Below are 24,355 nucleotides of genomic sequence, written 5' to 3' on the forward strand. Positions count from 1 at the left end.
CATGTTTCGTCTCCGATCCAGGCAACAACGCATCGCCTAAAGTGTGTGGAGCAACGACAGGCGAGCCAACATGGCCGCCGCTCAGGAATCCCAAAGCGCGCCTAGGGCACCGAACCCGGGAGCTCTGAAGGAAGCACCTTGTCCGGTCGGTAAATCGAGCAGGCCCTTGGCCGGGCCGACGCTCAAATACCTTTCGCTCGCAGTCGGGAGGTCGCAATCACCTTCAACATCACCTAACAACCATTGCTCCCTTGAGGCGGAACTTAGCTTGGCTGACCTGACAACAAACTGACGCGCTATGACAGCTGAGCAGAATCTGAGAGCCGCCGGAGCAGACCCTTGCATTTGGCCAAGGGACAAAGGCCGACTGAACTGACGTGCGAACGGTGTGACCGACGCGAGTACGTTAGGACCGGGACCGTACTGTAATCAGGTCGCACGCGTCAGCCACGGTCGTATTCGATCCTGAAGGACTGCATCGGAATAGAAAGCGATGCTTCCGGAACTTGGAGGAGGACATACGGCAGCGCGGCGCGCGGGAAAGTCACGGTGGCATGGCTATGAACGGCATTCTTGCGTTCGCATGGTGCCGAGACGGCGAACTCTGATAAACATGCGAATCGGCCAGCGTTGCTACTGCTTAAAGCTCGTCGGCTAGGCCGGTAGCCCTGGTGCACCCCCGCTAGAGCCCAAGCCGCTTTCTGGCCCTATAACAGAGCTTTTCAACGACCTTGAAACGGGGGGCGGCCCGGTTTGCTCATCCTCCCAGGAGGTCCCCGACGCGCTTCAAGCCGAGGTGGGACAGAGCTAACCGAGCCGCAGGTGCGCAATAACCAATCCAGCACACCAGGGCAACCCCGAAAAGGTTTTAGTTGCAACGGTTGGTTTTTTGTCGATCACAGGCCTTTTTGCCGCCCCATCCTATGCAGCCTCAAGCCGGATGACCTCTGAGCCGCTTCGCAATGGGTGTAGGCTAGTCTGCGCTATAGACCATGTCTGATCCCAGTCTTCTCGCAATGCTCGCAACAGGCTTGGAGCCGCTCGTTTTAGTCCTGTGCAGCGCATACCTCGCCGTGTCTCTTTTCGTTTGAGACAGGATAGATTAGTCCCATCGGGAGATCTGGTGGTTCTTGCTGTAGAGGGTAGCGTCAATCGGGTCGCCTTCAACCCTCGGGCTTTACTTGGGATTCGGATCGGCTGGACTCGATCGATCTCGCCTGCAGGTTATTCACGCGCAAGAACGGCCAGCTTTTTGTCGAGCTGGGGATCGATGTAGCCTTCCTCCAGAACCCTTAGGATCAGCTTCATAGCGGCTGCCTGCATCACCACGCGGTCGTCCTCGGGCAGTAGATCAAGGAGAATTGAAATTGTGGCCGGATCTTCGGAAACGAGCGCCGGAACCAGCTCGTCATCAGGGATGATCCTCTCAATGCCGATGATACCGGCCACGATCGGCAAATGGAATTTTCGGACATGGTCCTTGTGATAGGCATCCGCCCTCTCAATCTTTTCTAACTTTTCCGTGTCACCTGAAAACGCCTCACGTATGGCTAAGACGACCGCATCGCGGATTTGGTCAGCCTTTACCGCCACCTCTTTGGCTGCCCCGCCGACGCTCACGGCAAATTGGATGAGTTCATCGAGGCTTTGCCGGGCTTTATGCAGGTCGCCGACTGTCATTGGCGAGGGCAGTTCCCCAATTTCCTTTGCTAGACCGGACAACGAGTTCTGCGCGACCAGGAACTTGTCGCGATCGGTCTTCCTAGCTTCGGAAAGCTCTTCTGTCGAAACTGCTCGCCTGGACGGCCCAAAATATGGATTGTTCCATCTTTTGACCAGATAGGCTTCGCGCGCGCCGGGGTTGTCCGACCATTGCAGTTCTTCTTCTTCAGCTAAATGGGGCCCTCTGGACTCACCTTTAGCTCCATAGATCACATATTTGACGGCCTCTAAGCCGGCGGCCTCCCGCTCGGCAGGTGTCTTGGCCTTGCCCCACTGGGCGCCGAGCCGCTGAATCTCTTGTTCGTCCTGAAATTCCCGTAGCGCTTCTCCGCCCGCCCGTCCTGCCCGGAACGCCGCGATAGAGTCTCGCCAGAGCTTTCTGATTCCCACTGGGTGTCCCCCGGCCTTTGCGTTGAATCGTCCAATCGGCATGGGCGGGCACAGTAGCAGATTACATCCCAGGGCTGGACACTGCTGACGCGCGCCACAACAGATGCGGCATCTGACGGTTTCGTCTTGATTCCGCGGCAGCACGAACGATCCGATTCCGTCGACTGCTCCAATCTGCTCTGCGCTTGAGCAGAGACGCCGTTTCGAAGCTTGCCGCTGGGCACGTGCCTGACAGCCTTGACCGTAATGCACTAAGAGACAGCTCGAGCTTATCCCTATTCGTCGCTATCCTCGTCCTCGTTTTCATCGTCGGGCTGGTTCCGACCTGCATTATTCGCCTGCTCTTCGACATACGCCTGGCAGCCTTCATTGAAAGATTGGCTGTCGCCGTTGCAATCTCGTTCGTCACTGATGTCGTTCCTTGYCGCCCAACTGTAGCCGGCCTCATGCCCGGAGCAATCATCCGTGCAGTCGTAGCCATGGAACGTCTCTTGCGCCGCCGCCGGAATGGCGAGCGAGCCGACCAGCGCCAAGGCACCTGCCGCAACAACGAATCTAATCATCATACAAACTCCGATCAAATCTCGGTGTCCGGTATTTTAGGAGGGTGGCGAAGATGAGGCTGATGGTCTGGGTACTTCAGGACCAGGCTCCGGCGCAGTTGCACTCGCCGGCAACGGCAAGCACGATGCCGAATCAGGCAGCGGCCAAGCCGGGGAACATTCCCCCAAACCGAAGCGTCCTTAATGCTCTTGTTGGCACAGATGGCGTTACCCGCAGTGGGAAAGCACGAAGGAATTCGTGTCTCTTGCATGTACAATCGAAAAATCCGTCGGGATCTAATCTAGGCATCGATCTGGAGCGAGAACCGGAACGCGCCCGCAACGCGGCCCGCAGCCACGCCAGCTGAACACCCCGCAGAATTGAATTGAATGGACAGCCGATTGACTGGTCTGCCCGTTGTGTTTCGCTGATCTGTCTAAAACTTGAGCGACATACGACGGCAACGCGGAGCGCCCGGCGGCGCTTCGGCGCGGGACCGCAGCGTGCGCGTCGTTGGCACCACTGTTCGGCTTGTAGAGCTGCGGATATCGATCCCGCCGCGCTCTATCTCCATGGAACTTCGCGGCGGCCTTTGCCGTCCTTCATGATGCCTGCGCTTCGAGCAGTTAGCGATTACCAAATCGAGACTAGATCACCGTCGGAAAAAGAAGCTCCCCGACTGCTCCCGCCTTCGCGGTGCCCCGGTCGGCCGCTCGATCGCAAGCCTCGTGCGGGGCGGCAGATCTCCCGCCTGCAGTTCGAGGAGGCGCTGATCCACCTCCTTGTCCTCCGCGGTTAGGCGATGGTTGAGGCGAAGGTAGTCCATCCAGGTCGGCGTGTGGAATGTCTCCGTCCAATGCGAGGGTTCCTGGAGGTCGCGCTGGAGGTTCCAGTGCCGGGCGCCGGCCCGGCTCTGCACCCGTCGGCGTTCCCGCATCAGGTCCAGGAAAGCTTCGACGTTGGCCTCTGGTATCGGGTACTCGATCTTGACGACAATCGGGCCGCTTCTCGACTTCAGGTCGAGGGCGAGCGCTGGCGTTTCAAAGCCAAGTGAATCCTGGTCGGCCTCTTTCCACTGGCGGATCGGGAGCAGCAATCCGGTGGCGGCGACCAACAAGAGAGCGCCCGCAGAGATCTCCAGCGCCAGGGCGAGCGAATAGTTTTCGGCCACCACGCCCCACAGCCAGCTTCCGGCCGCGACGCCTCCCGACGAGAGGGCCGAGTAGATCGAGAGCGTGCGGCCAACCACCCACCGCGGGCTCGACAGTTGTACGCTGACGTCAAGCCCCGTCCAGGTGACGACCCAGCCCGCACCTCCCAGCGTCAAGGCGATAGCCGCCACAACCAGCGAAGGCGTGAAGGCAAGCGCCAGGCAGCAGGCGGCGCAGGCGATGCATGCGAGCGTCGTCAGCCGCTCCTGTGACAGCGCCCGTCTCAGCGCGTTGTTGGAAATGCCGGCGCACAAGGCGCCCACGCCAAATCCGGCCATCAGGACACCATAGGCGATCGGCCCTCCGTCGAGTTGGTCGCGAGCAACGAGAGGCAGTAGCGCGAGGATGGAAATGCTCGTCAGTCCGAACAGAGTTCCACGCGCGATTGCCGCCTTGATCTCACCTGACAGCGCGGTGAACCGGGCACCATCGTGAATGGCGGTGGTCAATGGCTCACGGGGAAGAGGCGAAGAGCGACCGTTCCATTTATTGAGTCCTATCGCCCACAGCATTGCCACATAGGTTAGCGTCGCCAGTGCAAAAGCCGTGAGTGGTCCGAAGGAGGCGACTACAACGCCGCCGAGCGCCGGACCGATGCTTCGCATGGCATTGTAGCCTACCGAAATCAGCGTGACCGCGGCCGGAACTTCGCGCTTTCGCAGGATGTCTCCGACGGAAGCATGCCAGGCCGGATCAGTGAAGGCAGCGCCGCATCCGGCCAGGCAGCTGAAGGCGAGGATCAGCCAWGGATTGTAGAATCCTAGCCCGACAAGCGCGGTCAACATGATCGACGACACAGCGATCACGCACCAGCCCAGCGCCATGACGGTGCGGCGGCTGAAATTATCGGCGATGGCCCCGGCGAAGATCGAAAGGATGAAAACGGGCAACGTCGTTGAGGTCTGCACCAGGGCCACCATTACGTCCGATGTCGAGATAGTCGCCATCAACCAACTGACCGCAACCGTCTGAAACAGCCAGCCCAGACCGGACAGCTGTGCCGCGAGCCAGATTGCGCGAAACGTGGGGTTCTCCAGCGGCGCGAATGTCGCCGACGAAACCGAAGCCGCGTCCGTGCGCGCCGCCCTGCTCATTTGGCAACCCTCTCTGTTCGTGCAGGGTTAGTTGGAGACTTCTCCTCGGCGCAATTGCCTCTGGAGAGTGGCAGGATCAGGGCATTATAAGTGCTGAACCGAAGTAATTTTCGTTGGCTGCTCCAAAGCTAAGACGGAATGTTCTGGCGGCATACCTGTCCATCGAGGGCCGTAGGGCCAATGAACCGTTCTGCTACATGTTTAAGGTGTGACTAGCGCGTATGCCTTGGTGTCGGTTGGAGAAGCCGGTATTGAGGAGAGACCTCACACAACATTCATTGCGTTCTGTAGCTGGCTTCATTAATGAAGCGCTTCTTTGCCTACGTCACCCCAACCAGGAGCACTCCGTGACAGAAGAAGTCGAGAACAATACTGCCGCTCTCATAGAGCTTACCGCGGACGTCGTGTCGGCGTACGTGTCGAACAATCCGGTCCCCGTTGGCGAGCTTCCGGGCCTGATCGACCAGGTGCATGCCGCGTTGAAGGGCACGCTGGGCGCCCCRGTCGCGGAGCCCGAAGCCCGCCCGCCTGCCGTTCCCATCAAGAAATCGGTCACGCCCGACTACATCATCAGCCTGGAGGACGGGAAGAGGTTCAAGTCGCTGAAGCGGCATCTCGCGACCCACCATGGCCTCACGCCTGACGAATACCGCGCCAAGTGGGGCCTGCCCGCAGACTACCCGATGGTTGCCCCGAATTATGCCGCGGCTCGCTCTGCTTTAGCCAAGACCTTGGGGCTCGGTCGAAAGCCTGATCAGACAAAGCAGGCTGCCCCTGCAAAGAGGTCCCGCAAAAACGGCGTGGGCTGATCGTTGTTCGGCGTACTGACTTGAAAGGCGGGGGTCACCCGCCTTTCGCTCTGTGTTCCACAGCTTGTCCAGGGCTTCTGCCGATCATGTCCCCGCAGGAGTTCGTCTGCGGGCGCCGCGCTCGCCCTCGGCTCGTATACATGTGCAAGAGCCAGTCAGCTTGCTTTGCTGAGACTGCCGGCTGAGGATTTCCCGGTGCGGCGGTCCTGCTCGATCTCGTATTTGACCTTTTGCCCATCAACGAGTGTCGAAAGACCCGCACGCTCCACGGCGGAAATGTGAACGAACACATCAGCGCCACCTCCATCGGGCTGGATAAATCCGTAACCCTTCGTGCTGTTGAACCATTTTACAGTCCCGGTGGCCATGAATTCTCCTTCGTATCGGTTGCAGCGTTGGTCTGCGCAAGACAGTTAACACCTGACTTGGGGATAGGCGCAGCAAAAAGGACAAATCGCAAGACCTTGGATCGATCAGGAAGATCAACGATCAAGAGCGGATAGGAGCCTGAACGGCGATGCGCCAGCGCTGCCCCGCGAACGCGATCACGACTTCGACGGCGGCCGGGTTCGAGATCGGGATGGCGCCAAGGGTGCGCCCGCCGCAGACGATCCGCCACTCCTCGTCCGTCGAAAACACGGCGTAAAAGTCGCGGCCAGCCGTAGGCTGCTCCCCGATTTCCCTAGCATGGTCGTACCATCCGGCGCCTGCTCCAGCAGCCGATTGTCCGCCGAAGCCATGCCGCGCAGCAGCTCTATGTAATCGCCCTTTCCCAAAGCGGAAAGCGGACCAACCGAGCATTACGCTTCGAAAAGGCGATCAGCGCAAAGCCCGCCCTCCTGTGCGATTAAGGAGAGCGCCTGGTGCAGCGCGACGGTCGCAACGGCTTCGACGATCGAAGGAGCGCGATCTCAACGGTTGCCCGCCGAACGACCGAGACGGGCCGAAAACCGAATGGCAGCTTCACGTCTTTGGGTGGCAATAGGGGACGTTTTCCATCGGAGGTGGCTCGACTTGACCGTTTCCAACCATTTGGAATGGCGGCAATGCGCCGTACTGGTGTCATCTAGAACGATCTGAACCATCCCCAATTCATACGGATCGCGACGTTGGGGTGCGGTACAGAACAATGCGCCCTGTCGGAACGAGTTGGGAAAGAAAGTCGAAGTCCCGGATGTTTCCCGTGAGTACGCTTGCACCCAGTTGCCGTGCCTGCAGGAAAACCAGAGCGTCGTTGAGGAACTTGCGTTCGTGACCTTCGCCCTTTGGCAAATTGCTCATTCGGAAGAGCAGACCAGCGAGGATGCCGGCTTGCCCCCAAATGGCAGTATCTGGGGCATGAAGTCTGTGCTCCGGTACGTCCGCGATCGTGGCTTGGATCGTTTCCAGAACAGCCTTCGTAGAGGTATGCTTCGGATCCAGTCGGCCGAACACGTGTGTCAACTCGGAAAGGATCACCGCCGAATGGTGGCATAGCCTATACGTTAAAAGCGTATCCACCCCTGCCGGCGATCGACCCTGCAGAACATCCAGATAGACGGTGGTGTCCAGAAACAATGGACCGCCGATAATCGGTTCGTCGTCGCTCCATGGCAGATCGTCATCCGCCCGGCGCGCGAGCGTTCCCTGGCGTTTCTGGGGCTTGAGTGCTCGCAGAGTTTCGGAAAGATCAAATCCCAAGGTCGATATCCGAGGGAATACTGCCTTTGCGCTTGACGAGACGAGCCCCGAAATCGTCCTCCAGCGCCAGGCGCGACAGCGCAAGCTCCAACAACTCGGTGTCCGAAGTGACGTGGGCGCGCTTCTTGGCCGCGGCGATCAGGTCCGACGGTACACGCCCCGACAAACGCGTGTTCTTAGCAGAGCCGAGCAGACCAATGGCCCTCGCCTGCTCAAGGACGAGCTTGTTACGGGTCAGCGCGACCTTTGCTTCGCTGTCTGCAGCAGTATGGATTTGAGCACCCATGCCAACCTCCTGTGTTGAACATAACGTAGCTTACGTTCAACACATTTGCAAGGAGCACTCGCTTACGGTGTCAATTTCTATGTCTGCGCCTAGGACTGCTGATAGAAGTTTTCATGTCCTTGAGTCGGTTCCGAACCGCCTGGAGGCGAGCCGCAGCGCCGGCGCTGGTCGGCGCAGGCGAAGTCGCGGGCTGATCGAGGCGAGAGTGCACACCTGCACGGCGATCAAGCCGCTATGGCCCGGACATAATTCAGATTCTTGACCCCGACAGCGCCACTGTCGCCGATCTTGAAGCCGCTTTCGCTCAACAGTCTTGCGATCGTGTCCATGTCGACTGAAGCGAACGGCCTGAGCTATCTCGGGCCGTTCGCCCGATCCCGGTCAAGTCATCGATTCAGAGCGCTGATGAACGTTCGCTTTTGGCCCTGTCGCCACCTCCAAACTAACGAAGTTACCTGTCCGCTTTCAGGAAGCGGAAGAACTGAGACCGATGGCGGAGGTTGGGGCGCATTTCTGGATCGTCGGCGACCTTGCCTTCTCGCAAGTCAATAGCAACGATCCAATCGCGATACATGATGGCAGAAATATCATGCAAGGCCCCGGCGATCTGCGCGAGAAGACGCAAGTCGTCGAATATATTTTGGAGAGAGCGCGTCTTTGGTCGCCCTGGGCGTTCCAATCATGTTTGTCATGTCGCGCTAATTCTTGTGTCAGGTTCGGGCTATTGGGCCAAAGAATACGCTCTCCTCGCTCACCACTTAACATCGAGGTCGTCGTCGTAGAGCATACTTGGCATCATACCCATCATCACATGGTCGGGCAGGATACGGGTAGCCCGTTTCCTATGCACTTCGAAGCCGGGATATGCATCCTCAATGACCTGCTTGAAGAACGCCTCCGTGCGAGGCTTCACGCATTCCGAAATTTCCCACAGAAATGCGTGAACGGCCTCGTAATCCGACACGACCTCTTCGGGCCGATGAATCGCTTCGAGATGCTCGAAGAACCTTTCGACATGGTTTCCCGGCGTATTGAAGAGCGGGCGCCTGCCGTCGAAATAGACCACCTCGATCTGCTCGCGGATAGGATCGACATTACCGTGCAATGCGAAATTTCTCTTGTCGATTACGCGCATGAAATGCGCATAAGCGTTGGTGCTTTTGTCGACATCGCGTGCAAAGCCATCGCAATGCTGGCTGAGCAGCGCGAGGCGGTCAGGGATCTTGGCCCGTATAAAGGCCTGATAGGCTTCCGGGGCGTTTCGGATTTCATCGCGCGTGAACATGAGGATCACCATATTGATGAAGGCCTCGGCCATAAACGGCATCAGAAGGTGGAGCTTTAGACAGTTGCCAAAGAGATCGTTTGCGCGTGCGGATACGCCTTGCATGGCTCTTTCTAAAGTTTTCAGCCGCGATTTGGCAGTCGGCGATCTTTTCGGAAAAGCCGTCTTTGCCGGAGCATCAAGAATGGCTGCGTGCAAATCGGCGCACAGGCCTGCGATACTGACGAACTTATTCTGAAAGACGACGAATTTTTCCAGGCTTTGCAGCACCGCGGATTTCTGCGGGCCGATTCTCGCATAATCATTTCTGATGCCGACAATCAGGTCCCGCCACTGCTTGTGCGTGAGCGCATCGCCGACCATGATATGAACTTCGCGCGACATGCCGCAGATATACACGTCGGTCTGGCCGGCCTTGAGGTTGTAGTCCAAGTGTATCCAGTTATCGCTGTCATCCTTGCGCAGGAAGTTTTGAAAACCGTTCGGTTCGCCAAAGCGAGCCTTCAGATAACAGTAGATGTCTACCGGCCTGAGCCGCGACCGAACCGCGAGAATGGCGCCGCCTTTCTTTTTCTTAGATTTCCTTTCGCGCGTAATCCATTCCACTACTTCCTGCCGGGTAGCTGCTCGCCATTCGCCGATATTGAGGCAAGCAGGTTCTTCAACAGTCTTCCTCTTCATTCGCTGATGGGACTTACGCGCGATCATCGCGAATATTCAGCGTATAACGTGTGTGCCGGAGTTCACCGGTTTTTGTTAGCGCACCTTTAGCCACCAAGTCCTGCAAGTCCCTTGTTGCCGTGGCGCGGGATGCCTGAGTGATGGCGATATAATTCTCGGCGCTGAGGCCTCCTTTAAAGCCGTAGATACCTTCCCGGAACATCCGGGCGACGGCTTTTTCCTGGCGTTCGTTGAACTGACCCCGGTGGTGCTCGTAGAACTTGGCCTTGGCAACGGAGAATTCGACGCGGGCGAGCGTTACGCGCTGCGCTTCTAGGATCGTGCTGGCGAAGTAGATCAGCCAATCGGTGATTGCGTTGTTTTTGTTGCTGGCCTCCAAACGATCGTAATAGGCCTTGCGGCGACGCTCGATCGTGTAGGCCAGGGCGATAAGGCTCGGCTCGCCCAGATTTTGCGCCAGCGCCTTTTCGCAAAGGGCACGTCCTATGCGGCCGTTGCCGTCTTCGAACGGATGGATGCTCTCGAAATAAAGGTGCGCGATACCAGCGCGTGTGAGCGCGGGAAGCGGAGTCTTGCCCTTGGGCGCGGTATCGTTGAACCAAATGGTAAAGGCCTCCATCTCGGCTTTCACGCGCAATGAGGGCGGCGCCTCGAAATGCACTTTGGGTTTGTCCAGCCGGTTAGAGACGATCTGCATGGCATCAGCATGCTGGCGATAGTTGCCGATCGTCCCGATGCGCCGCTCGCCGGACATCACCATCTTGTGCCAAGCATAGAGCGTGCGGTGCGAAAGCGGGTTGGCAAAATGCAGATACACGTCGGCCATCATTTGGGCGATGCCCCGCTCGGCGGGCGGGATGCGCCTGTTCTCGCCTCCGAGCCCAAGCTGCTGCCGCAAGGATGATTGCAGGCTTGCCCGGTTGAGATACTCCCCCTCGATCTCCGATGTCTTCAAGGCCTCTTCGCTGATTAGATCGATGCGTATCTGGTCGCGGTCATCGGGGCCGACATGGCGAAACACGCCCAGGAACTCGCCCGATCGCAATAGGAACTCGCTTTCCAGCGGGTCCAGTGCCATCTTGTCATAGGTAAAATGCGGCCAGTCGGCCTGCTCCCAATTCCATGCCATGAGCTATAGAGCGCCTTTCTATAACTCGTAATAGCGAAAAATGTGAGCTATAGCAATCTTATCTATGCCTCAGCCGGTATGCGGCGGCGATGCCGAATACGGGCTGAAAGACACTGGACGCTGGCGGCAACGCGGGCAAGTACCGCCCGCAGGAAAAGCCACAGCGGCCAGACCCGCTACTCTGACCAGAACACCGAGATACACCATGGCCCCGCCGCAACCACTGGTACACTGGCGGGCAACGGGCGATGACTCGACAGTGATCCTCTTAGGGTAACCCCGAACACACGTCCGACTGCTTCCGTGGTGCTTCCGTGACGTGTTTCCCTCCCGCTTTTCGCGGAAAAGAGGCCTTGCTAATCGCCTGTTTCACCTTATAAAAATGGCGCACCCGACAAGATTCGAACTTGTGACCTTCGCCTTCGGAGGGCAACGCTCAAGCAGGCGCAACGGAACAGGTCGTCGATGATAGGCGCCGGCGGGCTCGAACCGAACTATCGCGTGGTAGATAGGGATCTTGAAGCGACTGGTGCATCCAAGCGAGATCATGCCCTGTCGCACACGGTGCGGGAGTAAAGGCTCTCCCCAAGTCTGATCCTTAGCAATGTCGAGTCACTACAGGCCCGCCACAGACCCGCCGATGTTCCGCCCCACCCTATCCGTTTCCCCTTTCCTTCTCGGCCTTTGCTTGAGTCAGGCTGCCGCGATTGACGCTTGAATGACAGTGCGTTCGTCCGGCTCGTCCTCAAACGGACGTGTGCCGATGATGTCGCGCCCTTGGTCGCCTCCGGTCCGGCCGAAGCAAGCGAGATCAGTCCAGCCATCGCAAAGATGGTAGCACGAGGTGTTCGAACTCGGTGCCGCTGAAATCCTCAAGGTAAAGTGAATCGCCTGTATACCTCCTAACTCCCAGAGCTGCGGAGCGGATTGATGATCTGAACATCCTCGAAGTCCTTTTCATTGTTTGTCACGACGACGCAGTGATTGGCCTCGGCGATCGCAGCGATGATGGTGTCGAGCGCGCTTCTGGGGCGTCCCTTCGCCTTCCCACCAGCCATAAGACTGGCCCAGACGAGGCCAGCTTTCTCGTCAAACGGCAGGACGCGACCGGCGAACAGCGCTTGCGGGCCTTCGGGGCCGGCGAACCAAGCTTCAAGGGTGCTCCGCTTCCTGCCTTTCGGTTTCTCCAAGATGCCTAGACGGATTTCGGCCACGGTAAGCGAAGCAATGAAGAGGTCGTCGTCTTTCTGCGCGCCCATCCATGATAGCAGCGAGTGCGACGGCTTTGGCTTAATTACGTTGCTAATGATGTTGGTATCAAGAAGGTAGCGGGTCAAAGCTCGACCTTACGCCCCTCTTCTTGCGGCCGGCTGAGGTCGAGATCCGCGCCAACAAGAGGTGAGCGACGTAAAGCCGCGAGAATGCCCCCAGCTTTCGGAGGCTCCCCCGCCACCGCCTTCTGTATGGTCCGGCGAAGCTGCCCGGCTTCTGGACCTTCCTCCGTCAATTTCCGGGCAAGGGATCGGAGTAGATCGCGGTCGGCGTCGAGCGCCTGGATTTCGAACCGCGCGATACCTCGCTCGGTCAGGCGGGACCGGTAGTTTTCGAGGGCTCTCTTCTGCGCAGCGTTGCTCATCGCGTGCCTCCGTTCTATATCCAGATATATAGCCGTGTTTTCTTTGGAGCGCAAGGCTGGTGGACGTGTTCTCGACCACTGTAAATAAAGATGGACCATCCAAGGCATTTGGGACGCTGGGAGCGTGCCACCGTGGGAAGACGCCCCTCATTCATGGAGGCGATCACAAAAAAATCATTGCTACGAGGATGGTCGACCCGTGCCCCGCCGCTGCGGACTCGCCGACACTCCGGTTCGGCTCATCAGCGGGGCGGGGCAAAGAGCGGCCGGGCCAGCAGTCGCGGCATGCCTCGTTGACCCGTCGATATAAGCGCCCAGGCGATTGCTGCAGGGCCTGCCGGTCGGCGACGAAGGTGTCGAGGTGCAGCAGCTGGATCAGGGCCGTTCGCCCTCGGCCAGGCGTGCGGCCAGCGCCCGAGTGGCCTCAAGCATTGTTGACGGGAAGGAAGACGAAATCGGCCCTGCCGTCGCCAAGAACGCCGCGCAAAGCGTCCGCCGCATCGGCAGCGTCCAAGGCCAGGCGCAAGGGACGGGCCACTGGAGGCTCCACCAAGCGGGTCCGGGCGGCGATGTCGGAATTGGCCCTGTGCAGTTCCCCGCCATGCGCAGCGTAATCGGCCGCGATATGGTCGTCTTCGAGCCATTGCGTTGCGCCGAGCGCCAGCCGATGCGCTGCAGCGCCCGCTCCGGCAACTGGCCCATTCCGGCAGCCTGGGGAAGTCCTGCAGTCTGGCGCCGGATCGGCCCAACGCCAGGGTGCGGGACGACACCAGCCGACGAGGCGACGCTGGAATCAGCGCTCTGTGCTCAAAGTCAGTCAATGCTGCGTGGCAAGCCGACGTCGGAACGGCTGTGCCTCGGTTTTAAGCAATCGGAAGTGGCCGATCTACGATGTCGGAGCGTCAGCTCCAGACGCCACAACTCGACTTATCTTTGCGGGCCGCGAGGATCGCGTGCGCCGCAATTTCTTTTAAGCTACGCCTAGACAGAAAGGCGGTGGCATTAGCGCGAGGAAATAGGCGATGCAAGCTCAAGCGATTCGGTGCCTTGCTAACCAGCATGGAAGCTGCCGCTCATCCTTTAATATCGGTGAGCGGTGGCCCGACGATCATGACGGTCGGGTCGGCCGACAGAAGCTTCCTAGCCTCCGTCCTGACATCCTCTAGAGATACTGCTTCGATCAGCGCAGCGCGATTTTTGATATAATCCATGGCGAAATTGTCGCGCTGCAGCCCGACCAGTGTCGCCGCAATCGAATCTGAAGACTTGAGGTGGTTAATCGCAAACGAGCCGATCAGGTATTTCTTAGTCGCCGCGAGCTCCTCCTCGGTCGGCCCCTTCTCGGCCATCTCCTTCACTACCTTGCGCACGATGGCAAGCGTCTCGGCGGCGCGGTCGGAGCGTGTCGCAGTCGCCACCACCAGCGCATGGGAATGCTCATGGTCGATCAGACGGGAGCTGACGCCGTAGGCGAGACCGCGTTTCTCGCGCACTTCTTCGAAGAGCCGCGAGGTGAACGGCGAGCCGCCGAGGATCTCGTTCATCAGCACGGCGGCGTAGAAGTCGGGTGAGCTGGGCTTCACGCCGGGCCAGGCGAGCTGCAGCGAGGTCTGCGGCAGGTCGTAATTCACCTCCAACTGCTGGCCGAGCCTGGGCGTGACGTCGGCCACGGGGGCGAGCGTATCCACCTGCGGCAGGTCCCCGAATACTTCGTCCAGCTTGCCGCTCAGTGTCGCAGCGTCGATGTCGCCGACAACAGCCACATGCAGGCCGCGGCGGGCGAAACTGGCCTTGCGGAAAGTCTTGATGTCGGAGGCGGTTATGGTGGCCAAGCTTTCCTTGGTGCCCTCGCCCGGCCGCGCATAGGGATGCTGGCCATAGATGGCGCGCAGCCAACGCTGCTGCGCCACCGTGTTGGGATCGCGCTCGTTGGCGAGGATGCCGGAGAGAATCTGGCTGCGGATGCGGTCGATCGGCGCCTGGTCGAAGCGCGGGCTGTTGACCGCCAGCTGCAGCAGCTCGAAGGCCTCGTCTTTCTCCTCCGACAGCATGCGCATCGAGCCGTAGGTGCCATCGCACGCTGCCTGAAAACTCATTTCGGCGCCGGCATCGTCGAGCTTCTGCTGGAAGGCGTCGCTGTCTAGGTCGCCGGCGCCTTCGTCGAACAGGCCGGTCATCAGATTGACCAGACCCTCCTTGCCGGCGGGGTCCTGGGCGCTGCCGCTATCGAAAACGAAGCGGAGGGCGATCAGCGGTATCGAATGGTCCTCCACTAGCCAGGCGGTGACGCCCTTCTTCGACTTGACCTCCTGGAAGTTCATCTCGGCGCGCGCTTCAAGCGCCGGCAGCTGCAGGAAGAACAGGGCAAAGCACACGGTGGCGATGGCGCGGCAGACCTTTCCTTCTCGCTTTTCAGGGGAAGGAACACTGCTCATCCGTTCAAGGGCAAGGGTCATCATCAATTCCCCACCTGTTGCTGCGGCAAGAGATAGCCGGTGGTCGAATGGTCGAGCACCAGGTAGCGGGCGGCCACTAGCTTCACCTGCTCCGCGGTGACCTTGCGGACGCGCTCGGGCCTTTCCTCGACGTCCTTCACGTTGCCGCCGCTGGCGAGCGTCGAGCCATACATGTTGGCCATGTCTTTCTGCTTGTCGCGGGCAAAGATCATCGAGCGGACATAGCGCGTCTTGGCGCGCTCCAACTCGTCGCCGGTCACGCCGTCCTTGACGATGCGGGCGATCTCGGCGTCTACGGCCGCCTCGACATCGGCAAGCTTGGCATCGCCGCGCGGCGCGCCATAGACGGTGAAGTTGGTGTTGTCGAGCATGGTGCTCTGGAAATAGGCGCCGGCAGTGGAAGCGATACCCTGCTTGACGACGAGCTGCTGATAGAGGCGGCTGTGATGGTCGCCGCCCAGGATCTCGGCCAGAAGATCGAGCGCCTCGGCCTCGACGGGCTTGGCCGTATGATAGGATGGCACAACCCATTGCGTCGAAAAGCTCGGCACCGACACGCGCGCATCGGTGAGCGTGACGATGCGTTTGGTGTTCTGCTCCGGTTCGATCGGGCGGATGCGCGGCGGCAGATCCGGTCCGCGCACGATCTTGCCGTAGGTCCTTTCGGCCATTGCCTTCACGGCGTCGGGATCGACATCGCCCGCCACCACCAGAACCGCGTTGTTTGGGTGGTAGTAGACGTCGTAAAACGCCTTCGCGTCCTCTCGGTTCAGCTGTTCCATCTCCTGCATCCAGCCGATTACCGAAATTCGGTAGGGCTGATTCTGCCAGAGTGTGGCATCGACCTCCTCTTCGAGCACCGCCTGCGGATTATTGTCGATGCGCGAGCGGCGCTCCTCCAGGATCACGTCGCGCTCGGTCTTGACGACGTCATCGGTGAGGATGAGGTTGCGCATGCGGTCGGCCTCAAAACCCATCATCTGCTCGAGCGCCGAGGGCGGCACCGTCTCGTGGAAAGCGGTGTAGTCATAGTAGGTAAAGGCATTCTTGGAGCCGCCGATCTCRGACACCGTGCGATCAAGCTCGCCGGCAGTGTGATTCGCGGTTGCCTTGAACATCAGATGCTCGAAGAAATGGGCGATGCCGGATTTGCCGGGCGGCTCGTCGGCACTGCCGACCTTGTACCAGACCATGTGGGTGACGACTGGCGCGCGATGGTCAGGAATGACGACCACTTCCATGCCATTGCGGAGCAGGAATTCGGATGACGACCATTCGCCGGCCATTGGCGACCTGATCCCCGTGAAGACTAAGATGGTTACCAGCAGGGTCTTGGAAACCCAGCCGCCGGGGTTTGCAGCGGACATCGTCATGAATCTGTTTTGCTCCTTGGTGTGCCACGCGTTCGACAGATCGGGTAAGCATAGAACGTGCCAAGCAGAAATTACTTTCGGGCAACGCATCCGCACCCAAACCGACCATGTCGGTTGTCGGACATTGTCGGGTTTCACTCCCCAGCCTTAGCCGATGCGATTGTAAGGGAGTGGTGGTTCAGCACGTTTCCGTTCACGCCGGGGGGACAGCATGCTGGTGCGGTTTCGCTCATGTATTTGGCCGGCGGTAGCGGACACGGTCTCTCCACCTTTCCGCAGCGTCGGTTGGGTCACCGTGCCAACCTAGATCGAGGCGAGAGTACCACCAAATGGATACTGCCCCTCCGAACCGGAGCTGCTTTGGCGGTGCTTACGGGTAGCAGGCCAGACGCCTTGCGGCCGGTCCGCTGCAGCAGCGGTTGATCGACGACATGATCTCGCGCCAGTTCAGCCAGGAGACGCAGCGCAACCACCTCCGCGATGTCGGACGGTTCACGACCCTCTTGGCCGGTCGCCGGACACGGCGACAGCGGACGATCTGCGCCGGTTCCAGGTCGGGCAGGAAGATGACGGCATTCAGATCCAGGCCATGAACAGGCATCGTGCGGCGCTGCGCTTCTACTTCATCCATCGTGCGGCGCTGCGCTTCTACTTCATCCATACGGTGGACCGCCACTTCGCCGCCTGGCTTGGACTGACGCCAAAGCCCCATTCGAGCGATGGCAAGGAGCGGCTCCGAAGCCGCGCGAGACGCGTATGGTGCCGGGCAGCCTGGGCGGCAGTACGAATGGGCCTAATCTGGCGGCGATTCCATGGCTGGCGGTTGGCGCGCTAAGCTATCCTTGTTCGCCAATTGCTCGAGTTCCGCCTCATCGGTGACGCCGGCTCGATAATGAAAGATGATGTTGAGCGCCCGCTGTTCCCGGTCAGTTCTGGATTCGGCAGGAACGCCGGTACGGTCAAACACGCGGCCAAGCAGCGCGACTTCCTCGGGAGTGAACACTTCCCCGCTAAATGGCATAGGAGCTTCCTTAAAATCGAATGCAGGCGCTTCGTGCGATTCTGATTAGCGCTCCACCCTTACAATTCCGCGACGACCGATGCCAATCCGAAACCCCGGTACATGACTCGCCCCGAGTTGCAGAGCGGATCACTCGCCTCAATTTAGCGGTCGGGCCAGCGCTTGGTTACGGCTTTTCGGTACATTAGCGTTGCTCGTAAACAGTATGCAGGCGGACATGAGGCGGTTAGGCTGCTGTGGTCGCCCGCCGGGTTGCCCTTAAGTTCGCGAACGCCCGGTGCTTCTCGTCAAGCCATGGGCTGAACTTGCGCAGCGCCGTTATTTATGTCGCGCGCAATCGAACTCTCGCTCAGCTTGGCTGCAGCCCACGCGCGGTAGGCGACAAAAAGCGCCTCGTCCGGGATGCTCGCGACCGCGCTTGCGGCTGCGCTTGCACGACGGCAGCTTGGTGCCTGCCTCGGCGGACCCCGTATGGCGCGTGCCGGTCAAATCGCCTGTTGATTGAGCGCAGGTCGATACGCGTCTGCGACGTGGAAGGTTCACGCTTTGGGGAGCACCCTCGATCCAACCGCCATGTGAGCCGGTCCGCCGCCGGGCAAGCCGGCTGTTTGGAACGGCTTGCCGATGCTGGCCCGGCTGCAAGGCGTTCAGATGCTCCTGAACACTCGCCTGCCCGGTCTGCTGCTGTTGCAAGGCTGCGTCGTCTGTGCGGGCGAAATCTGAGACGCGGGACGGATTGATCCATCCGAATCTCCTTTGCGTGTTCCGAGCCGCTCAAGCCGGCCTGGCGGATTGATTCTATGGGGCTTAGCTTTCGACAAGCTGACGGATGAGAGCGCTGCACATGGCAGGCTTGCGGTCATGTGCGTGCCAGGCAGTCAGGACGAGATCGAATGGTCGGCCTTTGCATCGACGAGCGCGTGATCTTGGTCGTGAGCCCGCCGCGGGAACATGCAATCATCGTCGTCATCCGCTTTTTGCCATGGCCGCATGTTGGCGAACGCTGACACAGGAGTCGATCATGATGAGCTGGCCGCGGAAAGTAAGCCGCGAACACCCTCCAATTAACTAAACAATTAGCGCAGTCTAATATTATGAAAGCGCTGTCCGCAATTACGGCACTTCGAATTCCATCACAAATGAAACCGTTTTACGCTTGCCATCATCTGCCTGGACACGTATCGCCGACCTGTGGCTCGGTTCGCTCCGTCCCACCTCGGGCAACACCCTCCTGTCCAGAGCGAACTGAGCCACACCTAGCAAGCGGATGAACCGAACAACTCGAACCACCAATTCCGGGACCGCGCACTTGATTCGTCTATGCCGCCCGGCGCGCTGCCTGCGACGGGTTGCCTAAACATCGCTGTGACGATCGTGACGCCGCTCCCCGCTGATGAGCCGAACCGGAGTGTCGGCGAGCCGTCGTGGCAAGCTTCGTTGACCCGAGTCGATATAAGCGCCGAGGCGATGCTGCAGGGCCTGCCGGTCGGCGACGAGGGGGTCGAGGTGCAGCGGCTGGGTCCGCGGCCGTTCGCCCTCGGCCAGGCGTGCGGCCAGCGCCCGGGTGGCCTCGAGCACAAAGACGCCGCAATCAGCCGTTCTGGCCAATCCCTGGCGAACTTCGGACAATAACCTCTGAATCTGAGCGAGCGAGCCTATGATCGGCGAGCGCAGTTCATGTACACTGTCGCGGCGGACTCTCTTTCGGCATCGAGGGGCCTTCCAGGCGCTCGAGAAGCCGTTCGGCGGGATCCGCGAGGGGGACAGTTCCGCCGTGAGGCCGCTCAAGCCATTGAGCGAGAGATTACCGCCATCGCGCAATCCGCTCTCCTGTCGCCTTACTTCGGTTGGCGCCAGCGACCGCCGGCTCACCGTCCAGTAGACGGTTACGCTAAAAGAGGAGGAACACGAGTGTCAGAACGAAGGCTGAGACTTCGGCGTCCATGATTCTTGACGGCGGATCGAGACCGCGAGCGCTTGGCGTTTGGCACTGTCCAATGTCCGACAATGTTGGAAATGCGACTACCAGAGTACAAGCATCGGATTGAGTTAAAACGGTTTCTCGTTGGCACAGTAAATGCGCTGCCATCCGCAACACGTCACTGAAAAGGAGAAGACGTTTCATGGTCACCCCACCAATGCCGCCGCCGCTGGTCTTCTGAAGGCATCCACACACGACGGCCTTTTCGTCAATTGTCGCCACCCAGCCACCGGTCCGGCGGGCATCGCTGCCCCCCACTACGCGTCCGGTATAAAGCTCCTCCTCATGTCAATCGCGAACATCGCCCGCTGGCCTGCTACCACAAACCTCACAGGAGACTGTTACCCGTGACGGACATCAGACACATTGCAGCGCACGCGTGTAATTACACAAACTTCGATGCGGTTGTTGTCGGCTCCGGGCCATCTGGATCGATCGTCGCCCGGACACTTGCGGAAAAGGGGTGCCATGTGGCCGTCCTGGAATATGGAGGCCCGGCTTGTCCTGGCGCCATGCTCGGGCCTCATCAAGAGGCCTACAGCAAGGCACTCACTTCCAATGGCCAGGCCGATGGCAACCCCTGGACAGCCTGCTGCGTCGGCGGGGGGATGGGTTTCTACAACGCGATAACGTTCAGATACCGACAAGCAGATCTGTCAGCTTCCCAATATCTTACGACTGACATGGCGATTGACTGGCCGATTACCCTCGAGGAGCTCGAACCCTACTATTTGGAGATCGAGCATCTCTTGGAGATCAGTGGCGCGAATGGGTTTCCATCGTATCCACCCAGTCCGCGTGGGCTGATGATATCCAATGCAATGCAGGAACTCGGCATAAGATCAAAAACCATCCCACTAGCAATCAGGCCGCCAGGGACCAACAAGGGATGCATCAATTGTTCGGCTTGCGATGAACTCGCGTGCCCTACGGATGCGAGAGCATCAGTGCTTGCAAGAAACATTTTGGATGACTCCGCCCTGCCAGGGTCAATCTCGGTTCTATACGGCTGTTTCGTCAACCGGATCCAAATGCAGAACGACGGTCGGGCTGGAGCTCTTGAGTGCTATGTGCCGCTCTCATCGGAACTGATCCGTATCCCAGTTGAAAGGGTAATCGTCTGCGCAAACGCGATACAAACAGCGGCATTGATGCTCAGGTCGAAGGGTGACCATGCTCCAAAGGGAATAGGAAACGACTCCGGCCTCGTTGGACGCGGCCTCTCGTTCAAGATTGGTGGCTACTCCGTCGGCTACATGCAGCGAGCCGATCGGGGCTCCGATGCATTTGCTCCCCACTGGGGACCGCATTCGACCGTTTATACCGATGAGTTCTACGAACATAACGGCGCGCCATGCAAATTTGGTGGGCTCATTTATGAAGCGAATTTCGCTTCGCCGAATGAGAACGTAGGCGTCGCGCGCCTGCACTACATAGCCGGAGAAGAGCCATGGTCGCATAACCGCGTCGCGCTTGACGAGGCCGCTGACCAGTACGGTACCCCTTATATCCGTTTTGAATACCGAAGCTCGGAAAATGACCGTGCACGAAGGAATTTTCTCGCCGACCGCGCGGATGAAATTCTGCGCCACCTTGGCGCATTCCGCATCGAGCAAGAGCCATATTTCCCGGGAAAAGGCAGCTCCCACCTGCACGGCACGATGCGCGCCGGTAGTGATCCGAGGAACTCGGTCGTGGACAGCTGCGGCAGGGTCCATGGGTTGACCAACATCCATGTGATGGATGGCTCCGTTATGAACTTCGCCGGCAACAGCAATYCGACCCACACAATCATGGCCAACGCCAGGCGAATGGCTATGTCACTCGGTAAAGGCGCAATTTAGATGCTCGGTCCTGGCTCCATGGACGGTGCATTTTTTGCCGCTTTGCAGCCGGCACACGGTTGGGACGGTGACATGACTGCACAGCTCACTGACCCAGCCCATGGTCGAATAGTGCGCGAAGGCATTTCACACCACAGAAAGAGCCGGCCTTTCCAATAAGCATCATTGGGGCTGATATGGGGTGGAAAGCCTTGAAAAATCGCAGGAAAACCGCAACCGTTAATGTTCACCTCGACGACTATGATCACGTAGCCTTCGATCTGGACGGAACCCTTGTAGATTCGGAGGCTGTGGTCGAAAGCGCACTCCGTCGATGGGCACGGGAGGAACGGATCTCTCCGGATAACGCGGTGCGAATGTCGGCCGCCCGCCGCGACGTCGATTTAGTGGCGGCGATCGCGCCCGATCTCTCGCCAGAACGCGAGGCAAATCGCATTGCGGGTTACGAAGTTCAAGCGATGGGACTGTTGCAACCGATCGAGGGCGCCGTAGAGTTCTATAGCTCTATCCCAGCAGAAAGGCGATCTATTGTCACCTCTTCGGCACGGGTTTCGGCCCTTGCCCGCCTTGAGGCGGCTGGACTCTCCTGGCCGCGGATCATGATTGCAGCCGAGGACGTCAGTCAGGGAAAGCCGTATCCGCAACCCTATCAAACGCTGTTGAGAATGCTGGGCATCGCAGGCAAAAGATGCTTGGTTTTTGAGGATTCCCCCACCGGAATTGAAGCGGCGATCGCGGCAGGCTGCGACTGCGTCGGCGTCGGCCCCAATGCCAGAGATCATCCTGACACAAGGGATTGGATAGAGAACTTTGGCGAGGCTTCCTTTCAAACCAGCTGAGTTGAACCTGCTCCACAGACCTAAGGGAGGGGCCACGAATGAAAGTATCAACGAAACCCCGCACCTCACTTTTTGATGAGGTGCTGGTAGAAGGCTCGGTACTTGCCCATTACGTGGCGGAGCGAAACCATTATGAGGAACTCCTCGACGAACTATTTCGTTCGTCCGGAGAAGCTCGTAACATGATCGGCAGCCGCTGTATTTGGCACATAAATTCCACCGCATTCGGCGGCGGGGTGGCCGAAATGCTTCCACACCACATTTGCCTGCTTCGGGAGCTTGGTTTTGATGTGCGTTGGCTCATCTTTAAGCCGAAGGAAGAACAATTTTTTCAATTCACCAAAGCGCTTCATAATTCTCTTCACGACGTCAAGGTGGCAGGCGTGAATGATCTGCTCCCGCATTATCTTGAGGCATCGCAGAGAGGCGCTGCGGAGCTGGAAAGGATCATCAGGCCAGATGACTTTTTGGTAATTCATGATCCGCAGCCTCTTGTTGCAGCCGCGAAGTTCCTTGAATCTCATCCGCACCCGGCTATCTGGCGATGCCACATCGGATATCCGAAGCGCACCCCGACGGTCGACAAAATCTGGGAATTCTTCGGTGAATACCTCCGTCAATTCCAACGCATTGTCCTAAGCGACAAGGAATATGCCTTTGATACTGATCTGCCCATAGATATCATCCCGCCATCCATCAGCCCATTTTCAAGCAAAAACCGTAATTATGAAGGGCCAGCGGGCCAGGCGCTAGACCATTTGGTTTCGTTCAACAGCCAAGAATTCGAGCCCACCCCTTCCCTTCAGGACATTCTCGGCTCACGGTATTTCCTTCATGTATCCAGGTGGGATGGACTGAAAGGTATTGACCGGATTATCGCCGCTTACGATCGCTTTGTGAAAACGGCGCTCGCGGAAGCCTACGATACACGCCTGGTGATCGCGGGACCGGATCCTTTGGATGTTGCCGACGATCCTGAAGGACGGGAGTATTTCGAGAAATGCGTCCTATTATGCACTCAATTATCAGAGGAAGTGCAGCGGCGGGTGTATTTGGTCTGTATCTCGATGAAGGACCACGACGCAAACGCGGAAATCGTCGGCCGGCTGCAACAGAACGCCCATGGAGTATTTGCTCTATCTCGCGAAGAGGGCTTCGGCCTTACGGCAACAGAGGCTCTGTTCCGAGGCAAACCCGTCGTAGTGTCGTCCGCCTTTGGTCTCAAGAGGCAGGTCGTAAATGGGCTTAATGGCGTTGTCCTCCACGAGCCGGACATCGAGGATAAAGCTGCAGAAATGATGCATCGCCTTGCAGTCGGTTATAGTGATTTCGAGGAGATGGCCAGAACCGCACGCGAACACTGTCTGCGCTCGAGCACGCAGATCTCGCAAATCCCAAAGTGGTATCACTCGATGCAATCCGCTCTCTCCAGTTTCCAGGTGCGTTAACGGATTCGTTCAGTCCAAGAGTCATCTGAGCCAGGCGGCGGACGTCTCCGCACCGCAGGACACGTATGGTGTGAACCGGCTGCGAAAAAATGGACGTCGATGGTGGCGCAGCTCGATCGCTTGGCACGCGCTTGGCCCTGGCAATTCGGCAAGCGGCGACAATTCCTCACAAACCGGTGTTAAAACTTTCGGCATAAAGCGGGTCGGCGTGATCTACGTCTTTACAACTCTGCTCGAGATCGACGCCCCTGATCGGCCTCTCCTCGACTATGGAGGGTGCTTAACCGACATTGGATTGCCGCCGATCGGCGACGAGGTTGTTGAGGCGCAGCGGCACGTTGCCCGCCCGGTTACCGAGAACTTTGTAACAAATATGCCAAATTGTCGTTCCGAGGGTCAGCAAGTCGACGATGCGGTGCGGTCAGACAACACGCTAAATCAGGAATTTTTGAGTTGGTACGGCGCTTGCTTGGTCAGAGCAGCATCCGATCGCTTGTGAGGGCGAGATGGAGAGCTTGCCCACATTAAGCAAAAGGCGAATAGAATGCAGCGAACTGAAGTAGAGCGATTCATCAACGATCTTGGAGCAAAAAGCAGTCCGCTCGCAAACCTCAAACCACGCGCTGGAGGGCTTGCATCGATTGTAGCGGTTGGAAAGGGCCTCGGCTACGACATCACGCTTGACGAGGTTAGAAGTCATATACGTGCGAAAAGCCAAGGAAGGTTAAGTGAGAAGCTGCGCTCGATTGCTGGCCGCAAGCGTGGTTCGAGTGTTTCGACCGGCCTTGTACATACGGTCGCGTTGGCTAATTCCGATCCGCATTTATCCATGAGCCCCCTGCAAGTCGGGGAAAAGGCCGCAACCGTCGCGGTCGTCATCGTTATTGTAATTGCTATTGCGGTCGCCAGTTGATGAAATTTAGTTCT

23 protein-coding genes are annotated in these 24,355 nt (G+C 58.7%); 7 read left to right on the forward strand and 16 right to left on the reverse strand.

Going from position 1 to position 24,355, the window contains the following annotated elements; all coding sequences use genetic code 11:
• Positions 1-1,224: 1,224 nt before the first annotated feature.
• From LCM4577_RS19130 to LCM4577_RS19140, 3 genes are all read right to left on the reverse strand, one after another.
• Entirely contained in the window at positions 1,225-2,112 is an 888-nt protein-coding gene (locus LCM4577_RS19130; RefSeq protein ID WP_071072859.1) for a hypothetical protein, read from the reverse strand.
• 275 nt (positions 2,113-2,387) lie between these two features.
• Positions 2,388-2,678, reverse strand: a complete 291-nt coding sequence (locus LCM4577_RS19135; protein ID WP_338012040.1) for a hypothetical protein — start codon at positions 2,676-2,678, stop codon at positions 2,388-2,390.
• Between the two features lie 629 nt (positions 2,679-3,307).
• Positions 3,308-4,960 carry an MFS transporter gene (locus LCM4577_RS19140; RefSeq protein ID WP_071072861.1) on the reverse strand — a complete coding sequence of 551 codons (1,653 nt, stop codon included), beginning with the start codon at positions 4,958-4,960 and terminating at the stop codon, positions 3,308-3,310.
• Positions 4,961-5,307: 347 nt separating this feature from the next.
• Between LCM4577_RS19140 and LCM4577_RS19145 the strand changes: the two genes are divergently transcribed.
• A complete protein-coding gene (locus LCM4577_RS19145) occupies positions 5,308-5,769 on the forward strand; it encodes a MucR family transcriptional regulator (protein ID WP_071072863.1) in 462 nt (153 codons plus the stop codon).
• 155 nt (positions 5,770-5,924) lie between these two features.
• Here LCM4577_RS19145 and LCM4577_RS19150 read toward each other — a convergent pair whose 3' ends face one another.
• The 11 genes from LCM4577_RS19150 to LCM4577_RS19200 form a co-directional block, all read right to left on the reverse strand.
• Positions 5,925-6,137 carry a cold-shock protein gene (locus LCM4577_RS19150; protein WP_041005646.1) on the reverse strand — a complete coding sequence of 71 codons (213 nt, stop codon included), beginning with the start codon at positions 6,135-6,137 and terminating at the stop codon, positions 5,925-5,927.
• 121 nt (positions 6,138-6,258) lie between these two features.
• Positions 6,259-6,408 carry a hypothetical protein gene (locus tag LCM4577_RS19155; protein ID WP_157900475.1) on the reverse strand — a complete coding sequence of 50 codons (150 nt, stop codon included), beginning with the start codon at positions 6,406-6,408 and terminating at the stop codon, positions 6,259-6,261.
• 453 nt (positions 6,409-6,861) lie between these two features.
• Complete coding sequence (locus LCM4577_RS19160) at positions 6,862-7,449, reverse strand: type II toxin-antitoxin system VapC family toxin (protein ID WP_071072865.1); 588 nt, start codon at positions 7,447-7,449, stop codon at positions 6,862-6,864.
• Positions 7,439-7,735 (reverse strand): hypothetical protein, encoded by a 297-nt coding sequence (locus tag LCM4577_RS19165; protein WP_071072867.1) that lies wholly within the window; start codon positions 7,733-7,735, stop codon positions 7,439-7,441. The genes LCM4577_RS19160 and LCM4577_RS19165 overlap by 11 nt, the downstream gene beginning before the upstream one ends.
• A 751-nt stretch (positions 7,736-8,486) precedes the next feature.
• Positions 8,487-9,728 carry a hypothetical protein gene (locus tag LCM4577_RS19170; RefSeq protein ID WP_131803478.1) on the reverse strand — a complete coding sequence of 414 codons (1,242 nt, stop codon included), beginning with the start codon at positions 9,726-9,728 and terminating at the stop codon, positions 8,487-8,489.
• A complete protein-coding gene (locus LCM4577_RS19175) occupies positions 9,715-10,830 on the reverse strand; it encodes a Fic family protein (RefSeq protein WP_041005644.1) in 1,116 nt (371 codons plus the stop codon). The genes LCM4577_RS19170 and LCM4577_RS19175 overlap by 14 nt, the downstream gene beginning before the upstream one ends.
• Before the next feature lie 902 nt (positions 10,831-11,732).
• Positions 11,733-12,167, reverse strand: coding sequence for a PIN domain-containing protein (locus LCM4577_RS19180; protein ID WP_041005642.1), 435 nt, complete (start codon positions 12,165-12,167; stop codon positions 11,733-11,735).
• Positions 12,164-12,466: a hypothetical protein gene (locus LCM4577_RS19185; RefSeq protein WP_040972818.1), complete on the reverse strand. Its 303-nt coding sequence runs from the start codon at positions 12,464-12,466 to the stop codon at positions 12,164-12,166. The genes LCM4577_RS19180 and LCM4577_RS19185 overlap by 4 nt, the downstream gene beginning before the upstream one ends.
• 1,073 nt (positions 12,467-13,539) lie before the next feature.
• Positions 13,540-14,925, reverse strand: a complete 1,386-nt coding sequence (locus tag LCM4577_RS19190) for a pitrilysin family protein (protein ID WP_042646569.1) — start codon at positions 14,923-14,925, stop codon at positions 13,540-13,542.
• Positions 14,925-16,208 (reverse strand): pitrilysin family protein, encoded by a 1,284-nt coding sequence (locus LCM4577_RS19195; protein WP_244508378.1) that lies wholly within the window; start codon positions 16,206-16,208, stop codon positions 14,925-14,927. Before LCM4577_RS19195 ends, LCM4577_RS19190 begins: the two co-directional genes overlap by 1 nt.
• 457 nt (positions 16,209-16,665) lie before the next feature.
• Positions 16,666-16,956: a hypothetical protein gene (locus LCM4577_RS19200; protein WP_071072872.1), complete on the reverse strand. Its 291-nt coding sequence runs from the start codon at positions 16,954-16,956 to the stop codon at positions 16,666-16,668.
• On the opposite strand from LCM4577_RS19200, the gene LCM4577_RS19205 reads away from it, so the two are divergent.
• Complete coding sequence (locus LCM4577_RS19205; protein ID WP_042646570.1) at positions 16,885-17,130, forward strand: transposase; 246 nt, start codon at positions 16,885-16,887, stop codon at positions 17,128-17,130. The genes LCM4577_RS19200 and LCM4577_RS19205 overlap by 72 nt on opposite strands.
• Here LCM4577_RS19205 and LCM4577_RS19210 read toward each other — a convergent pair.
• The gene (locus LCM4577_RS19210; protein WP_040972798.1) at positions 17,089-17,316 is read right to left on the reverse strand and encodes a hypothetical protein; all 228 of its coding nucleotides are present in this window, start codon (positions 17,314-17,316) and stop codon (positions 17,089-17,091) included. The genes LCM4577_RS19205 and LCM4577_RS19210 overlap by 42 nt on opposite strands.
• A 1,353-nt stretch (positions 17,317-18,669) precedes the next feature.
• On the reverse strand, positions 18,670-19,137 hold the full coding sequence (locus LCM4577_RS19215; RefSeq protein ID WP_083354776.1) for a hypothetical protein: 468 nt from the start codon (positions 19,135-19,137) through the stop codon (positions 18,670-18,672).
• A 507-nt stretch (positions 19,138-19,644) separates the two neighbouring features.
• Here LCM4577_RS19215 and LCM4577_RS19220 point away from each other — a divergent pair.
• The 5 genes from LCM4577_RS19220 to LCM4577_RS19240 all read left to right on the forward strand — a co-directional run bounded on the left by LCM4577_RS19220 (position 19,645) and on the right by LCM4577_RS19240 (position 24,341).
• Positions 19,645-21,141 (forward strand): GMC oxidoreductase, encoded by a 1,497-nt coding sequence (locus tag LCM4577_RS19220; RefSeq protein ID WP_071072874.1) that lies wholly within the window; start codon positions 19,645-19,647, stop codon positions 21,139-21,141.
• Between the two features lie 191 nt (positions 21,142-21,332).
• Positions 21,333-21,980 carry an HAD-IA family hydrolase gene (locus tag LCM4577_RS19225; RefSeq protein ID WP_244508376.1) on the forward strand — a complete coding sequence of 216 codons (648 nt, stop codon included), beginning with the start codon at positions 21,333-21,335 and terminating at the stop codon, positions 21,978-21,980.
• A gap of 38 nt (positions 21,981-22,018) precedes the next feature.
• Positions 22,019-23,428, forward strand: coding sequence for a glycosyltransferase (locus LCM4577_RS19230; RefSeq protein ID WP_041009206.1), 1,410 nt, complete (start codon positions 22,019-22,021; stop codon positions 23,426-23,428).
• A 70-nt stretch (positions 23,429-23,498) separates the two neighbouring features.
• Positions 23,499-23,927: a hypothetical protein gene (locus LCM4577_RS19235; RefSeq protein WP_131803479.1), complete on the forward strand. Its 429-nt coding sequence runs from the start codon at positions 23,499-23,501 to the stop codon at positions 23,925-23,927.
• A 45-nt stretch (positions 23,928-23,972) separates the two neighbouring features.
• Complete coding sequence (locus tag LCM4577_RS19240; protein WP_131803481.1) at positions 23,973-24,341, forward strand: hypothetical protein; 369 nt, start codon at positions 23,973-23,975, stop codon at positions 24,339-24,341.
• The last annotated feature ends 14 nt before the right edge of the window (positions 24,342-24,355 follow it).

Source organism: Mesorhizobium sp. LCM 4577 (assembly GCF_001854795.2).
GTDB classification, from domain to species: Bacteria; Pseudomonadota; Alphaproteobacteria; order Rhizobiales; family Rhizobiaceae; genus Mesorhizobium; species Mesorhizobium plurifarium.

Excerpts from the sequence above, each read along its gene's own strand:
- LCM4577_RS19150 (WP_041005646.1), bottom strand. The coding sequence starts at position 6,137 with ATGGCCACCGGGACTGTAAAATGGTTCAACAGCACGAAGGGTTACGGA.
- LCM4577_RS19165 (WP_071072867.1), bottom strand. The coding sequence starts at position 7,735 with ATGGGTGCTCAAATCCATACTGCTGCAGACAGCGAAGCAAAGGTCGCG.
- LCM4577_RS19170 (WP_131803478.1), bottom strand. The coding sequence starts at position 9,728 with ATGATCGCGCGTAAGTCCCATCAGCGAATGAAGAGGAAGACTGTTGAA.
- LCM4577_RS19175 (WP_041005644.1), bottom strand. The coding sequence starts at position 10,830 with ATGGCATGGAATTGGGAGCAGGCCGACTGGCCGCATTTTACCTATGAC.
- LCM4577_RS19185 (WP_040972818.1), bottom strand. The coding sequence starts at position 12,466 with ATGAGCAACGCTGCGCAGAAGAGAGCCCTCGAAAACTACCGGTCCCGC.
- LCM4577_RS19190 (WP_042646569.1), bottom strand. The coding sequence starts at position 14,925 with ATGATGACCCTTGCCCTTGAACGGATGAGCAGTGTTCCTTCCCCTGAA.
- LCM4577_RS19205 (WP_042646570.1), top strand. The coding sequence starts at position 16,885 with ATGAACAGGCATCGTGCGGCGCTGCGCTTCTACTTCATCCATCGTGCG.
- LCM4577_RS19200 (WP_071072872.1), bottom strand. The coding sequence starts at position 16,956 with ATGGATGAAGTAGAAGCGCAGCGCCGCACGATGGATGAAGTAGAAGCG.
- LCM4577_RS19210 (WP_040972798.1), bottom strand. The coding sequence starts at position 17,316 with ATGCCATTTAGCGGGGAAGTGTTCACTCCCGAGGAAGTCGCGCTGCTT.
- LCM4577_RS19230 (WP_041009206.1), top strand. The coding sequence starts at position 22,019 with ATGAAAGTATCAACGAAACCCCGCACCTCACTTTTTGATGAGGTGCTG.
- LCM4577_RS19240 (WP_131803481.1), top strand. The coding sequence starts at position 23,973 with ATGCAGCGAACTGAAGTAGAGCGATTCATCAACGATCTTGGAGCAAAA.